This is a genomic window from Bradyrhizobium sp. A5, from assembly GCF_042076515.1.
In the GTDB taxonomy this organism is placed as follows: Bacteria; Pseudomonadota; Alphaproteobacteria; order Rhizobiales; family Xanthobacteraceae; genus Bradyrhizobium; species Bradyrhizobium cosmicum.
On record NZ_CP148990.1, the window covers coordinates 4,786,045 to 4,800,015 of the forward strand.

Sequence of the window (13,971 nt, forward strand, 5' to 3'; positions counted from 1 at the left end):
GCATCCACAGGGATTGAGTGATGACGGGGCTCGCTTTCAAGCGACGGATCGGATGGGGCGCTGCATTTATTGCGGCCTACGCTCTGGTTTTCAATGTCATCCTGTCCAGCATTCTCGTCGCAAGCATTTCCCCTCTCGCAGCGGCGGGCGCTCATGAGCTCTGCATCAGCAGCGAAAGCGCAGATGTCGCGCGAACCGACACCGACAAGCACAGCGGCAAGACGACCGCGCACTGCCCGCTCTGCGTGGGGCATTATGTTTCCGGTGCGCTGCCATCGCCCCAATCCACGCTGGCCGAGCGCATTCCGCTCACGGCGAGTGCGGTCTACTCCTTTCGTCAGCGGATCGTCGCCCACGCACGATCGTTCGACCACCTGTCCCGTGGACCTCCCGCACTGACCTGACGTTGCGCCAGTCCGGCGCGAACGTCGCCTGACCGGCTCTGCTCTCGTGCCCCCTCCCGCGTTTGGCGCGCGCACGGAGTCAGAGCGGCTTGTCCACCCGCTATTTCCAGCATCATCGGCAGGGGCTGCCAAAGCTCGCCCTGCTTCCGTCACGCGTCAGCGCAACCGCTGGCCAAGAATAGAAACACGCATATGCCGAACCCATCAATCAGCCTGCACCGGTCCATCCTGGCCGCGACGACGGTGCTCGTCCCGCCCGCCCTGCTCGCCACCATCGCCCTGCTTCCACCCTTCGCCACATCAGCATTCGCGCAAGCGCAGCAGAAACTTTCGCCCGTGACCGTGGATGCCCCGCAACAGCGCAAACGGAAGCCGCGTGGCATTGTCGCCGCCGCGCCGGCTGCTGCAACACCGCAGCGAGTCAGGGCGGCGGCAGATGAACGTCGGAATTCAGTGCCAGCGTCCGCCGAACTGCCGCCAAGCGCCGGCTTCGACCGCGGCCTGTCGTCAAGCGACTCCGCCTCGCTCGTCACCGACCTGCCCGGCGGCGCCACATGGGGCGCCGGCGGCGTGTCCAGCCTGCCGGCGATCAACGGATTTGGCGCAGACAGGCTGCAGGTCGCGGTCAACTCGATGCTGATCAGCCCAGCCTGTCCCAACGAAATGAATCCGCCGCTGTCGTTCGTCAATCCGGCGATGATCGCGAAGATGCGGGCCTATCTCGGCGTCGGCCCGGTGTCGGTCGGCGGCGACTATATCGGCAGCCGCATCGACGTGACGACCGCGCCGCCGGCCTTCGTGCCGGAACAGGCCGGCTGGGTGACCAGCACACAGCTGTCGAGCTTCTTCCGCAGCAACGGCAATGCGTACGGGGTCGATGCCACCGCGACGGTCGCCAACCGCGACACCAGCGTCACCTATACCGGTGGCTGGGTCCGTGCGAGCGATTACAAGGCGGGCGACGGATCGACGATCAAGTCGACGCTCTACGAGACCCAGAACCATTCGATCAGCGTCTCGAAGCAGACGTTCGGCAACCTCTTCACGTTCCAGATCGGTGGCCAGTTCATTCCGTACCAGGGCTACGTCAACCAGTACATGGACATGGTCTACAACCGCGGCCTGTATGCCAACGGCCGCTACGAAGGCGTGTTCGACTGGGGCAAGCTCGAAGCCAGCGCCTTCGTGCACCAGATCCGGCACACCATGGGGTTCATCGCGCCCGACAAGGTCAGCGACATGCCGATGGACACCAAAGGTCTCGACGGCGGCTACGCGGTGAAGGCGACGGTGGCTCTCTCCGGTCACGACCTGCTGCGAATCGGCAATGAGCTGGCGGTCAACCGTCTCGACGATTGGTGGAGCCCTGTGGCGGGATCGATGATGATGAGCCCGAACACCTTCATCAACATCAACGGCGGCACGCGCGACCGCGTCGGGACCTTCGTCGAGTGGGAACGCCACTGGGACCGGCAATGGACGTCGATCGTCGGCCTGCGCAACGATGTGGTGTGGATGAACACCGGCAATGTGCAGGGATACAACGACATGGACTACGGCGCGGACGCGGCCGCGTTCAACGCCGTCAACCACGCCCGCACCGACGTTCATGTCGACGGCTCCGCCCTCCTCCGCTACGAGCCGAACGATGTCAGCCAGTACGAGCTCGGCTTTGCGCGCAAGACGCGATCGCCCAATCTCTACGAGCGCTACGCCTGGTCCACCAATGCCATGGCGATGCAGATGATCGGCTGGTTCGGCGATGGCAACGGCTATGTCGGCAATCTCGACCTCAAGCCCGAGAAGGCCCACACCGTCAGCTTCACCGCCGGATGGCACGATCCCGCGCAACGGATCTGGGACGTGAAGGTGACGCCGTATGCGAGCTACGTGCAGGACTATATCGACGTCGACCGCTGCGCGACCGCAAGCTGCCTCGCCAGCAATCCGGCCAACCTGACGACCAGCACCGGCTTCGTCTACCTGCAGTTCGCCAATCACGACGCGACGCTCTACGGCGTCAATTTCGAGGGCCGGCTGAGCGTGTGGGACAATCCGGTCTATGGTCAGGGCCAGCTGCGCGGCCTGATCGGCTATGTCCGCGGCCAGCGCACCGACGGCGCGGACCTCTACCACATGATGCCTGTCAACGCGAAGCTTGCGCTCGACCATCGCCTCGGCGGCTGGACCAACAGCGTCGAGCTGCAGCTCATCGGCTCGAAGGACCAGGTCAACCAGACCCGCAACGAGCTGACGACGCCATCATATGCATTGGTCAATCTGCGCACGGGCTATCAGTGGCAGCACGTGCGCCTCGACCTCGGCATCGACAATCTGTTCAACCAGAACTACTACCTGCCGCTCGGCGGCGCAGATCTGGTCGACTACAAGGTCGTCTCGATGATGGGATCGTCGGCGGCGTATGGCTACAACGTGAAGGGACCGGGGCGCTCGTTCAATGCGCGGCTGGGCGTCAGCTTCTGAAGATGTCAGACGTCACGCGGCAACGCACACGCGTTTGCCGCGTGAGGTCCGGCTGACGATCGCTTGTCGTCTCACTTTGAGTTCAATCCCGGCAAATTCTCTCGGGCGTCAGCCCTCCGCGCCCACAGCAACGCCAACGGCCCCACCGCGATTCCCGCCGCGAGCACGATGAACACCAGCAGCCAGCCGCGCGCGCTCTGCGGGCCGCCGGCCGCGTCGAGCGCGGCGCCGGTGCCCCAGGCGCCGAGCGCCGAGAGGCCGAAGCCGACCGTCGAGTGCAGGGCCAGGGTCGCGCCGCGATGTTCGGAGACGGCGGCGGCCGACATGCCCGCGGTCAACGCGCCGGAATCGGCGGGCACAGTCAGGCCATAGACGAGCAGCAGCAGCGCGAGCACCCATGCGGGCGCGGTCGCGTTGAGGCCGATGACCAGCGCGACGCAGGCTGACGCGATCATCACAATCGTGATCGCCCGATGACGGCCGAATTTCAGCGCAGCCTCGTTGCCGAGGATGCTGGCGGGCATCGAGATCACCGCAAAACAGAAGCTCAGTACGACGGGGCCCAACCATGACGGCGCGCCTTGATGGGCGACGACGAAGGTCCAGAAGCCGACAAGCCAGGTGCGGATGCCGTAGAGCTCGAAGCAGTGGGCGCCGTAACCAAGGATATAGCCGAGCGCCTCGCGGTTGGCGAAGACGGGCGCGAAGTTAAGCAGGCGTCCCGCCTTCGGCGCGGGCCGCTGCCCCTGCATCAGGAGGCAAGCGACGACCATTGCGATCGGTCCGAAGCCGGTGACGAGGAAGGCGGTCCGCCATCCCCAATGGTCGGCGATCAGCTGCGCCACCAGAAACGAGAGGCCGACACCGACCGAGAAGCTCGACGTGTACAGCGTGACGGCGCGTGAGGTGTCGCCGGCGGGAAGCCGGTCCGTCAGCGCCTTCAGGCCCGGCATGTAGGCGCCGGCAAATCCGAGGCCCGCAAGGGACCAGATCGCGGTCGCCGACCAGAATCCTTGCGCGAAGATGCCGAAGGCCGCGGTCGCGAGGCCGCTGACGATCGAGCCCCAGAGCAGGACGAGCCGCGCGTCGATCCGGTCGGTCAATGTCGTCAGCACGGGCACCGCGAGCATGTAGCCGAACGCATAGCCGCTCGCCATCAGACCGCCTTCGGCGGCCGAGAGTCCCCACGCCGGCATCAAATGCTGCGCCAGGTTCGCCGACAGTGTCACATGCGGCAGCAGATTGCCGACCTGACCGATGCACATCACCGCAATCAGGGAACGGCCACGTAGCTTACGAATCTTGTCCTCCCGCCTGAATCGGCGCCGATGTTGCCTGCTCCGTGCGAAGCAGCAAGAGCGCAAGGAAGGCCGAGACCGAGACGAGCGCGCTGATCCACAGCGCATTGCTGCCGATGTGCTCCACCATCAGCCCCAGTGCGAGCGGCGCAGCGGCCCCCGTGACCCTGGAAGGCAGCGAGATCATGCCGACGCGCCTGCCGAATCCGGCCGGCCCGAACAGCACCAGGGGAAGCGTGCCGCGGGCAATGGTGATGATGCCGTTGCCCGCGCCATACAGCACGGTGAAGGTCGACGCGAGCAAGGGTCCGCCCAGAACCAGCGCAACGACACCGATCGGGTTCATGAGCATGGCCAGCCTCGCCGAGAGCAGCGGATGAAACCGGCCGAGCCACCCTGCCTCCAGAAGGCGCGCGCCGACCTGCGCCGGCCCGACCAACGCGCCCGCGAGCAAGGCCTGTGCCGGCGTCGCGCCGAAGGCAACCAGCATGGTCGGCAGAATGGCCGAGATGCCCGAGCTGACGAAGCTTGCCGCCGCGAACATGTAAGCCAGCAGCACCATCGCGAAGGTCTCACTCTGGGCTCCGGGTTGTGGGCTCGCCCGCGCATCCGGTTGAGGCATCTGATCCAATGGGACGGCGCGTGGCAGCGAAAGATTGAGCGGCAACGCCAGAGCGATGTGGATCGCCGCCCAGACCTGGCAGGCGACGCGCCAGCCGTATTCGGAGTCCAGCCAGGTCGTGAGCGGCCATCCGAGCGTGCTGGCGAAACCGGCAATCAGAGTGATGCCGGTGATGGCCCGTCGCGCATGAGTGCCGTAGATGCGTGCAAGCGTTGCGAAGGCCGCCTCGTAGAGGCCCATGCCCATGCCGATCCCGAGCAACACCCAGGCTGCGATCAGCACCGCCGCGCCATGAGCCATCGACAGCAGGAGCAAGCCTGCCGCGAACACCAGGTTGGAGATCGCAAGCTGGCTCCGCCCTCCGAACATATCGATCGCATGGCCGACGCGCGGCCCGAGCAGGCCGGAGATGACGAGCGCGCCCGACAGCGCAGCGAACACCCAGGTCGGCGAAAGACCGAGATCGAGCGCGATCGGCGCCGCCAGGATGGCCGGGAGATAGTAGCTCGACGCCCACGCGATGGTCTGCGCGGTGCCGAGCGCGAACACGATGGCGAACGGACCTCGGGCCCGGCCCGCAGGGACTCGGCTCATGAACAGCCGCACCCCGACGCACCGGCCTTTCTGGCCGTTTCATCGACGGCGCAGCAGGCGGACGCCTCCTCCTTCGCCGGACCGCCGCAACATCCTGACGCCACCTCGGCGGACTCGACGCCGCCGCGCGTGCAGACGCCGGTCTCCGGCAGCACGAGCTCGACCCTCGCAGCGGCCTGCTTGTCGCCGGCAAGTTCGGCCGCGATCGAGCGGACCTGCTCATAGCCGGTCATCATCAGGAAGGTCGGCGCGCGGCCATACGACTTCATGCCGGCGAGATAAAAATTCGGCTCGTCATGCGCGAGTTCGCGCGCGCCGTGCGGGCGGACCGTGCCGCAGCTGTGCTCGTTGGGATCGATCAGCGGCGCGAGGGCAACGGGCGCCTCGATGGCAGGATCGAGCCGCAGCCGCAGCTCGGACAGGAACGACAGATCGGGACGAAAGCCGGTCGACACGATCAGCTCGTCCGCGACCACGCTCCGCGCGCCGCAGCAGCCGCCGGACGCGATCGTGAGGCGACCTTCGGACTCCGAAAGGTGCGTGACGCCGAATTCGGTCTCGACCTTGATCCTGCCTGCGGCAACAAGCGCCGCGAAGGTGCTGCCGAGCTCGCCGCGCGCGGCAAGCTTGTCGTTGCGGCCGCCGCCAAAGGCCTTGGCGGGATCGGCGCCGCGCAGCAGCCAGATGGCTTGCGTCCCCGGCGCCTCGTCGGCGAGGTGCACGAGATCGATCAGCGTGCCCACCGCGGAATGACCGGCGCCGAGCACCGCGACGGTCTTGCCGGCATATCTGGCACGAGCAGCCCCGCGAACGTCAGGCATGCCGTAGGCGATGCGGCCGGCGCATTCACGCTCGCCGATCGCCGGCAAGCCGTTGCGGCCGGCCGGATTGGGCGAGAACCACGAGCCCGACGTATCGATCACGGCATCGGCGCGCAGCACTTCGGGGCCTTTGCCGTTCTGATAGCGGATCTCGAACGGCGCCTGCTCTCTGCCCTTCGTCTTCGCCTTGTCGAAGCCGACGCGGCTGATGGCCGAGACGCGGCTGGAGGTGCGGATCACATCGCGCAGCGGCGTCCTTGTCGCAAGCGGCGTCAGATATCGATCGAGCAGCTCACCGCCGGTCGGGTAGGACTGCGGGTCCGGTGAATTCCATCCGGTCGGTGCGAGCAGGCGCGCCGCGGCCTTGTCGACGTTGTATTCCCACGGCGAGAACAGCTGGACCTGTTGCCACTGGCGAACCGCATGCCCCGCTTCGGGTCCGGCCTCCAGCACGATCGGCGACAGGCCGCGTTCGAGCACATGGGCTGCCGCGGCCAGCCCGACCGGCCCTGCTCCGATGATGGCAACTGTCTTTGCGCCGCTCATGTCACTACTCCCATCGTTCTAGAATCATCGAATAAATCGACGACGAAAACTCAAGCCGCCGTCTGCGCATCCTTGCATCCGACGTCGTCCGCACAGCACTCCGCCGCCAGGAAATCCACCAGCCCCCGCATCGCATCGAAGTTGGCGTGGCAGACAAGCGTCGTGGATTCGCGGACCTGACTGACGAGCCCGACCGCGACCAGAGACTTGATGTGATGCGACAGCGTCGATGCCGGAATCTTCAGCTTGTCCTGCAGGCGGCCGACGGGCATGCCCGCGTGCCCCGCCCGAACCAGGGCGCGATAGATCTGCAGCCGGGTTTGATTGCCCAGGGCTTCCAGACGTGCGGCTGCGTCAGCGATCTTCATGCTCCGAATATGAGCCGCTGCCTCGGCTCCGTCAACCGTATTTCTAGAATATTCGAAATAGAAATTCCATGCGCGAAGCGGCTCGAGAAATTCCGGATTGACGACGGCGCAACATTTCCATAAGTCTGGATATATGGAAACCGAAGAAGCCGTTCTCGCCCTCGCCGCCTTGTCGCAATCGACCCGGCTGGAGGCGTTCCGGACGCTGGTCCGGCACGAGCCGGACGGCCTTGCAGCCGGCGATCTCGCGCGCCTGCTGGAAGTACCGCAGAACACGCTCTCGGCGCATCTGTCGATCCTGACGCGCGCGCGCCTGGTGACCTCCGAGCGGCACAGCCGCTCGATCGTCTACCGCGCCAACCTCGCCGAATTCCGCGACGTCGCGGTTTTCCTGCTGCGGGATTGCTGCGGCGGGCGGCCTGAGGTGTGCGAGCCGGTGGTCGACAGCCTGCAAGCCTGCTGCGCTCCAAACCGAAAGGGACGAGTCCGTGCCTGACCAGATCTACAATGTCCTGTTCCTGTGCACCGGCAATTCGGCGCGCTCGATCCTCGCCGAGTCGATTCTGCGCAAGGACGGCGCCGGCCGCTTCCAGTCCTTCTCCGCCGGCAGCATGCCGAAAGGCGCGGTCCACCCGCTGGCACTGCGCACGCTGGAAAGCATGGACTATCCAGCCGACGGAATGCGCTCGAAGAGCTGGCTGGAGTTCGCCGCGCCCGATGCGCCGGTGATGGATTTCGTCTTCACCGTCTGCGACAACGCCGCCGGTGAGGCCTGCCCGATCTGGCCGGGACAGCCGATGACCGCGCACTGGGGCATCGAGGATCCCGCCGCTGCCGAAGGCACGGAGTTGCAGAAGCAGGCGGCGTTCGTCACGGCGTTCCGCTACCTGAAGAACCGGATCGATACCTTCGTGAGCCTGCCGCTGAAGAGCGTCGACAAGCTCTCGCTCGGCACCAAACTGCGCGAGATCGGCCGCTCCGAGGGCGCAACCCTTTCCAATGACGACGTGGCGTAGCCGATGGGACTGTTCGAACGATACCTCACTCTCTGGGTCGCGCTTTGCATCGTGGCCGGCGTCGCGCTGGGACATGTCATGCCCGGCTTCTTTGCCGCGGTCGCAACCGCCGAAATTGCCAAGGTCAACCTGCCGGTCGCGGCGCTGATCTGGCTCATGATCGTGCCGATGTTGCTGAAGATCGACTTCGGCTCGCTGGGCCAGGTCCGTGAGCATTGGCGCGGCGTCGGCGTGACGCTCTTCATCAATTGGGCCGTAAAGCCATTCTCGATGGCGCTGCTCGGCACGTTCTTCATCGGCCATGTGTTCGCGCCGATGCTGCCGGCGGGCCAGATCCCGTCCTACATTGCGGGTCTGATCCTGCTGGCCGCCGCGCCCTGCACGGCGATGGTGTTCGTCTGGTCCAATCTGTGCGAGGGGGAGCCCCACTATACGCTGAGCCAGGTCGCGCTCAACGACGTGATCATGGTCTTCCTGTTTGCACCGCTCGTCGGGCTGCTGCTCGGAGTGGCCTCCATCAGCGTTCCCTGGGGCACGCTGATGCTCTCGGTCCTGCTCTACATCGTGGTTCCCGTGATCGTCGCGCAAGCGTGGCGAAGGGTGCTGCTGCAAAAGGGCGGCGATGCCTTCGACCGCAGCCTGCGGACCCTGCAGCCTCTTTCGCTTGCCGCGCTTCTGGCGACATTGGTGCTGCTGTTCGGCTTTCAGGGAGAGCAGATCGTCAGGCAGCCGGGCGTCATCGCGATCCTCGCCGTCCCGATCCTTGTCCAGGTCTATTTCAATGCGGGCCTGGCGTATTGGCTCAGCCGGCGGTTTGGCGTGGCCTGGTGCGTCGCCGCTCCCGCGGCCCTGATCGGCGCGAGCAACTTCTTCGAGCTGGCGGTCGCGGCCGCGATCAGCCTGTTCGGCCTGGACTCCGGCGCGGCGCTTGCGACTGTCGTCGGCGTTCTCGTCGAGGTCCCGGTGATGCTATCCGTCGTCCGCATCGTGAAGGCGACCAGAGGCTGGTATGAAGCGGGCGCCGGCAAAGCTCCCACGGCCGCCGAGGCACGCAAGTGAACGAAGATAGATGACAGCCTACGGGCCGTTCCCGATCGCGGAGATAATCGCATGAGCGTTACGATCTATCACAACCCCGACTGCGGCACCTCGCGCAACACGCTGGCGATGATCCGGCAGAGCGGCGCCGAGCCCACCGTGATCGAATATCTCAAGACGCCCCCCTCGCGCGAAACGCTCAAGCGGCTGATCGCGGCGATGGGCATCACGGTGCGCGCATTGCTGCGCGAGAAGGGTACGCCCTACAAGGAGCTCGGCCTTGCCGATTCCAAGTGGACGGACGACGAGCTGCTCGGCTTCATGATGGCACATCCCATCCTGATCAACCGGCCGATCGTGGTGACGGACAGAGGCACGCTATTGTGCCGCCCTTCCGAAGCCGTTATCGATCTGCTGGACGCACCCGTCGGCCGGTTCGTGAAGGAGGACGGCGAAGTGGTCGAGGCGCGTTAGGTTCACGAATTGACGGGAGACGCCGCACCATGAACGACACGACCGTTCGGGCGGGCCAGTGCCATTGCGGCGCAGTGCGTTTCGAGGTGACGCTCAGCGACGGCTTCAAGTCGATCCGCCGCTGCACCTGCTCCTACTGCCGCATGCGCGGCGCCGTCGTGGCGATGGCGGAGATGGGCGGGATCAAGTTCCTGAAGGGAGAGGATACGCTGACGACGTACCGCTTCCATACCGGATCGGCACAGCACTTCTTCTGCTCGGTCTGTGGAATCTACACCCATCATCAGCGGCGATCGGACACGTCGCTCTATGCCGTCAACGTCGCCTGCCTCGACGGGATCAGCCCGTTCGATTTCCACGAGGTTCCGGTCATGGACGGCGTCAATCACACCAACGACACCGGCAAGCCGACGCGTCGTGCCGGCACGCTCCGCTTCATCCCCGCCGACGATATTTCGCGGCGATCGAAGCCTGACGGTTCAGCCTAGAACCGGGCGGTCGCCGTTCCCAGGATGGTCCGCCCCTGTCCGTAATAGCAATCGCCGCGCGCGTAGCAGGCCGCCACGTAACGTTCGTCACCGACATTGTTGACGTTGAGCTGCAGCCTGTACTTGCCGGGATCGTAGGCGATCATCATGTCGAACAGCGTGTAGGACGGAATGGTGTAGGTGTTGGTCTCCTCGTAGGACTCGCCGATGTAGCGCACCCCGGCGCCGATCGCGACGTCGCGCAGGCCCAGCGCGCTCAGGCGGTACTTGCCCCACAGCGACGCCTGGTTGGCGGGCACGCCCTCGACGGTCTTGCCGACATTATCGCCCCTTTCCACCTTGGCATTGATGTAGGAATAACTGCCGATCACGTCGAGATCCGGCGTGACCTTGCCGATGACCTCGATCTCCGCGCCGCGGATGCGGACCTGTCCGATCTGGGTCGATGCGTAGGGATTGGACGGATCATTCGATGCCGCCAGCCGATTCTGCTCCACGGTGTCATAGATCGCGCCGTTGATCGCGAGGCCCTGCATCGGCGTGTATTTGAAGCCGACCTCGTAGATCTCGCCGCGCTGGTCCTTGCAGGGCCCGGCGAGACAGTTGCTGCCGCCATAGGTCGGGCTGAAATAGACCGGATTGAACGACTGCGCCCAGACCACGTAGGGATTGAAGCCGAACGGCGTTTCGTACATCAGGCTTGCGCGCCCCGTCGTCGCCGACCTGTCGCTGTCCGCGCCGGTCATGCGCGTGCTGGCATAGTCCTGCCGGACGCCGAGCGTCGCGAGCCAGGGACCGAGGCGCATCTGGTCCTGCGCATAAAGGCCGGTCTGGGTCTGCAGCACGTTCGGTCCCCGCACCAGATCCGGCAGCGGGACGCTGGTGTAGACCGGCGCATAGAGATCGAACGGCGTCGGATCGAAGCCGCCGCCGACGGACGAGCGGGCATAGAGGCCGCGGTAGTCCACGCCGAACAGCACCTTGTGCTCGAGCGCACCGGTGAGCGCCTTGATCTGCAGATTGTTGTCGGCGGTGTAGTTGTCGTTGGAGACTTCCTGGTTGCTGGTGTAGCGGTTCACCGTCCGCCTGGACGCGTCGAGGAACGGGTCAGTAGAGAACACGTTCGCATAGACGCTGCGATAGATGCCGTCGACATGGGCGTAACGCAGGTTCTGCGTGAACTTCACCGCGTCGTTGAAATTGTGCTCCAGCAGGCTGCTGATCGCACCGGTCTCGGTCTGGTAGAGATCGGTATTGGGATCGCCGACGAACCGGTTGCGCGGGATGTAGCCGTTGATGCCAGGCGTCAGCGTGCCCTCACGCGGGAGGAAGCCGTTGGTAGTGCCGGTCTTGTCCTTCTGGTAGACGCCGAGCACGGTCCAGCTCGTGTTCGTCGTCGGGCGCCACGTCAGCGACGGCGCCAGCAGCATGCGGTTGTCGGGGACGAAATCGACCTGGGTGCCGCTGTCGCGGAACAGGCCGACGAAGCGATAGAGCCATTCGCCGTCCCTGGTCACCTTGCCGGTCGAGTCCATCTGGACCTGCTTGCGGCCGAAATTGTCGAAGGACACGCCGATCTCGCTGGCCTGCTCCGCGCGCGGACGCTTCGAGATCAGGTTGACGAGACCAGCCGTCGACGTGTCGCCATAGAGCACCGATGCGGGCCCGCGGAACACCTCGATGCGTTCGAGCATGTAGGGATCGACGCGCCATTCGTTGAAGTTGTTACGGTTGTTCACCCGCGTGCCGTCGAGATAGACGTTCGGGTCCTGACCGCGGATCTTGAAATAATCGTTGCGCGAATCGACGCCGCCCGGCTCGGCAAAGACGCCGGGCACGTAGCGGAGGGTTTCCTGGATGTTGCTGACGCCCTGATCCCGCACGCGCTCGGCGCTGACGACCGAGATCGACTGTGCGGTCAGATTCAGCGGCGTATCGGTCTTGGTACCCGTGCCGCTCGTGGTCGCGAGATAGCCCTGCACGGGACCCGTTGCGGTCTCGCGCCCCGGCGAGGACGCACCCGCGACCGGAGCCGCAGGCTGAGCATTGGCGGCGCGTGCCGCGTTGCGTCGCGCAGCCGTTCGTGCGGATTGCGAAGGTTTCGGACGGGCTGCAGGTCGCGCTTCTGCGGATTCGACAACGACAGGAGCGAGTTGAGTGGCCGGCTGACCGAAGGCAGAAACGTCGAACGTCAAGGTCGCCAACGCGATCGTCGAAACCGAAAACAGAAATTTCGCGTTCTTCATTCCCAACACGCCTCACATTCCAACTGAGATTGCGAGGGCAGCCGTAACAATCACGGCGACGTGACGAAAGCGTATTCAGGCGCTGTTGCGCACGTTCGAACTAGAATCCCTTCAGACTAGAATCACTTCAGATTAGAATCGCTTCAGATTGGAACCGCACTAACGTCGGCAGCGATCTCGAACAAATCCGGAAGCACGTGAGATCGGAATTAATCGTCGTGCTTCAGGAGCTGTCGATCCAGGCACGATCGTTCGGAAGACCGATACCTCGGGGGCCTCAAGGCGTCCGATATCTCCGTGCACGACAGGCAGCGCTGACGGATGGGCGATGCGCTTGTCCCGGTCCAATGCCGCCGCAGCGCCCGAAAGCGCCAGGCATCAGCCCTTCGAGACCACCGCGCGGCCGTAGGGCGGCTGCGCGGCAACCGGCGGGTTGGCGGTCTGGGCGGCGAGCTCGCCGATCAGGCGGTCGGCGTCGGCGGCCATGCCGTCGGGGGCCTGGATCACCAGGCGTTCGAGCGCCCAGCGGTAGGACGAGACACGCTGCTCGAGAGAGAGCTGCACCCACTGGATGATCAGCGAGTTCTCCTGCATGCGCTCGACCGCGTCCGCCTTCTCCGTCGGCGAAAGCCCGGAGACGCGCGCCATGCTGGCGTTGCGTTTCTTGTCGAGGTCGATGACGCGGATCGCGCAGCCGAAGAACGGCTCGAAGCGGCTGGTGTCGTTGCGCACGTCCTCGATCAACTGCGCATAGCGCGAGGAATGCGAGCGGTGCGGCTCGTCGATCAGCGTGCGCCCATACATGGTGCGGTCGAATACGATCTTCTGCCGCCAGGGCGACGGCAAGGCCTTGTAGTCGCCGAACACGCTCTTCCATGCGGGGCGCGACAGCGGCGGCTCGATCATGGGATAGGCGAGGTCGCGAAGCTGGCGCTCTTCGTCGGTGAGCTGGAATCGCGACGGCTTCAAGCCGACGCTGGAGGTGACCTCGGCGCCGAGCCAGCTATGCATGTCGTCGCTGCGCATGTCGGCGCGGGTGCGGCCGAAATCGCCGCCGCTGCAGGCTGCGAGCGTCGCGCCCGTGAATGCGAGCAGGATGACCGTTACGACGGGGCGGATCTGGCGGATGACGTCCGGCATTGCAAAAGCCGGATGCTAGCGGCGACGACGACGGCGCCCCGGCGCTGTGCCCGCTTCCGGCCCGCGACCGTCGCTGGTTTCGTCCGTCTCGCGTTCGATGCGGATCACGGGGAGGATCACAATCGTTCCCGTTTCCGCACGCGGTGCGGCGTCTCCTGACGAGCCTACCCGGCGACCGGCCGGAAATTCGATGATGGTCCCCATATCAGCTCTCTATCAATTGCCGCGCGACCGAGCGCGCTCGTGCAATGTGCATTCATTAAGATCAGCTCATGGTTAACGGGATGTAAACGCGCCCGCCGGACCGTAACCGCACGGGCCGCCTGCCCACGTCCCGTTGCGACACGCCAACGCTGCAATTTACCCCATGAACTTCACGCCTCGTTTTCCTTAACGAGCCTTTAAAGGAACCTGCGATAGGCTGGCGGCCGA

General features: G+C 65.1%; 14 protein-coding genes. 7 read left to right on the forward strand and 7 right to left on the reverse strand.

Annotated elements, in window-relative coordinates; translation table 11 throughout:
- Nucleotides 1-20: 20 nt before the first annotated feature.
- On the forward strand, nt 21-404 hold the full coding sequence (locus WHZ77_RS22935; protein ID WP_375310017.1) for a DUF2946 family protein: 384 nt from the start codon (nt 21-23) through the stop codon (nt 402-404).
- A gap of 192 nt (nt 405-596) precedes the next feature.
- Nucleotides 597-2,888: a TonB-dependent receptor gene (locus WHZ77_RS22940; protein WP_375310018.1), complete on the forward strand. Its 2,292-nt coding sequence runs from the start codon at nt 597-599 to the stop codon at nt 2,886-2,888.
- Between the two features lie 71 nt (nt 2,889-2,959).
- Here WHZ77_RS22940 and WHZ77_RS22945 read toward each other — a convergent pair whose 3' ends face one another.
- The 4 genes from WHZ77_RS22945 to WHZ77_RS22960 are packed head-to-tail and all read right to left on the reverse strand — an operon-like array spanning nt 2,960 to nt 7,137.
- Nucleotides 2,960-4,153 (reverse strand): MFS transporter, encoded by a 1,194-nt coding sequence (locus WHZ77_RS22945; protein ID WP_375310019.1) that lies wholly within the window; start codon nt 4,151-4,153, stop codon nt 2,960-2,962.
- Nucleotides 4,154-4,181: 28 nt separating this feature from the next.
- Entirely contained in the window at nt 4,182-5,402 is a 1,221-nt protein-coding gene (locus tag WHZ77_RS22950; RefSeq protein ID WP_375310020.1) for an MFS transporter, read from the reverse strand.
- The gene (locus WHZ77_RS22955) at nt 5,399-6,769 is read right to left on the reverse strand and encodes an NAD(P)-binding domain-containing protein (protein WP_375310021.1); all 1,371 of its coding nucleotides are present in this window, start codon (nt 6,767-6,769) and stop codon (nt 5,399-5,401) included. The genes WHZ77_RS22950 and WHZ77_RS22955 overlap by 4 nt, the downstream gene beginning before the upstream one ends.
- Nucleotides 6,770-6,819: 50 nt before the next feature.
- Complete coding sequence (locus WHZ77_RS22960) at nt 6,820-7,137, reverse strand: helix-turn-helix transcriptional regulator (RefSeq protein ID WP_015687384.1); 318 nt, start codon at nt 7,135-7,137, stop codon at nt 6,820-6,822.
- A gap of 133 nt (nt 7,138-7,270) precedes the next feature.
- Here WHZ77_RS22960 and WHZ77_RS22965 point away from each other — a divergent pair, with 133 nt between their 5' ends.
- The 5 genes from WHZ77_RS22965 to WHZ77_RS22985 are packed head-to-tail and all read left to right on the forward strand — an operon-like array spanning nt 7,271 to nt 10,153.
- A complete protein-coding gene (locus tag WHZ77_RS22965; RefSeq protein ID WP_375310022.1) occupies nt 7,271-7,633 on the forward strand; it encodes an ArsR/SmtB family transcription factor in 363 nt (120 codons plus the stop codon).
- Nucleotides 7,626-8,153: an arsenate reductase ArsC gene (locus WHZ77_RS22970; RefSeq protein WP_375310023.1), complete on the forward strand. Its 528-nt coding sequence runs from the start codon at nt 7,626-7,628 to the stop codon at nt 8,151-8,153. The genes WHZ77_RS22965 and WHZ77_RS22970 overlap by 8 nt, the downstream gene beginning before the upstream one ends.
- A gap of 3 nt (nt 8,154-8,156) precedes the next feature.
- The gene (arsB, locus tag WHZ77_RS22975; protein WP_375310024.1) at nt 8,157-9,212 is read left to right on the forward strand and encodes an ACR3 family arsenite efflux transporter; all 1,056 of its coding nucleotides are present in this window, start codon (nt 8,157-8,159) and stop codon (nt 9,210-9,212) included.
- 51 nt (nt 9,213-9,263) lie between these two features.
- Nucleotides 9,264-9,665 carry an arsenate reductase (glutaredoxin) gene (gene arsC, locus WHZ77_RS22980; RefSeq protein ID WP_375310025.1) on the forward strand — a complete coding sequence of 134 codons (402 nt, stop codon included), beginning with the start codon at nt 9,264-9,266 and terminating at the stop codon, nt 9,663-9,665.
- 29 nt (nt 9,666-9,694) lie between these two features.
- Nucleotides 9,695-10,153, forward strand: a complete 459-nt coding sequence (locus tag WHZ77_RS22985) for a GFA family protein (RefSeq protein ID WP_375310026.1) — start codon at nt 9,695-9,697, stop codon at nt 10,151-10,153.
- On the opposite strand, the gene WHZ77_RS22990 is transcribed toward WHZ77_RS22985, so the two are convergent.
- The 3 genes from WHZ77_RS22990 to WHZ77_RS23000 form a co-directional block, all read right to left on the reverse strand.
- The gene (locus WHZ77_RS22990; protein WP_375310027.1) at nt 10,150-12,135 is read right to left on the reverse strand and encodes a TonB-dependent siderophore receptor; all 1,986 of its coding nucleotides are present in this window, start codon (nt 12,133-12,135) and stop codon (nt 10,150-10,152) included. The two genes, WHZ77_RS22985 and WHZ77_RS22990, sit on opposite strands and share 4 nt — an antisense overlap.
- A gap of 642 nt (nt 12,136-12,777) precedes the next feature.
- Nucleotides 12,778-13,539, reverse strand: coding sequence for a hypothetical protein (locus WHZ77_RS22995; RefSeq protein ID WP_375310028.1), 762 nt, complete (start codon nt 13,537-13,539; stop codon nt 12,778-12,780).
- Between the two features lie 15 nt (nt 13,540-13,554).
- Entirely contained in the window at nt 13,555-13,743 is a 189-nt protein-coding gene (locus WHZ77_RS23000) for a hypothetical protein (RefSeq protein WP_375310029.1), read from the reverse strand.
- Nucleotides 13,744-13,971 lie beyond the last annotated feature (228 nt).

Excerpts from the sequence above, each read along its gene's own strand:
- WHZ77_RS22935 (WP_375310017.1), top strand. The coding sequence starts at position 21 with ATGACGGGGCTCGCTTTCAAGCGACGGATCGGATGGGGCGCTGCATTT.
- WHZ77_RS22940 (WP_375310018.1), top strand. The coding sequence starts at position 597 with ATGCCGAACCCATCAATCAGCCTGCACCGGTCCATCCTGGCCGCGACG.
- WHZ77_RS22945 (WP_375310019.1), bottom strand. The coding sequence starts at position 4,153 with ATGTGCATCGGTCAGGTCGGCAATCTGCTGCCGCATGTGACACTGTCG.
- WHZ77_RS22950 (WP_375310020.1), bottom strand. The coding sequence starts at position 5,402 with ATGAGCCGAGTCCCTGCGGGCCGGGCCCGAGGTCCGTTCGCCATCGTG.
- WHZ77_RS22955 (WP_375310021.1), bottom strand. The coding sequence starts at position 6,769 with ATGAGCGGCGCAAAGACAGTTGCCATCATCGGAGCAGGGCCGGTCGGG.
- WHZ77_RS22960 (WP_015687384.1), bottom strand. The coding sequence starts at position 7,137 with ATGAAGATCGCTGACGCAGCCGCACGTCTGGAAGCCCTGGGCAATCAA.
- WHZ77_RS22965 (WP_375310022.1), top strand. The coding sequence starts at position 7,271 with ATGGAAACCGAAGAAGCCGTTCTCGCCCTCGCCGCCTTGTCGCAATCG.
- arsB (WP_375310024.1), top strand. The coding sequence starts at position 8,157 with ATGGGACTGTTCGAACGATACCTCACTCTCTGGGTCGCGCTTTGCATC.
- arsC (WP_375310025.1), top strand. The coding sequence starts at position 9,264 with ATGAGCGTTACGATCTATCACAACCCCGACTGCGGCACCTCGCGCAAC.
- WHZ77_RS22985 (WP_375310026.1), top strand. The coding sequence starts at position 9,695 with ATGAACGACACGACCGTTCGGGCGGGCCAGTGCCATTGCGGCGCAGTG.
- WHZ77_RS22995 (WP_375310028.1), bottom strand. The coding sequence starts at position 13,539 with ATGCCGGACGTCATCCGCCAGATCCGCCCCGTCGTAACGGTCATCCTG.
- WHZ77_RS23000 (WP_375310029.1), bottom strand. The coding sequence starts at position 13,743 with ATGGGGACCATCATCGAATTTCCGGCCGGTCGCCGGGTAGGCTCGTCA.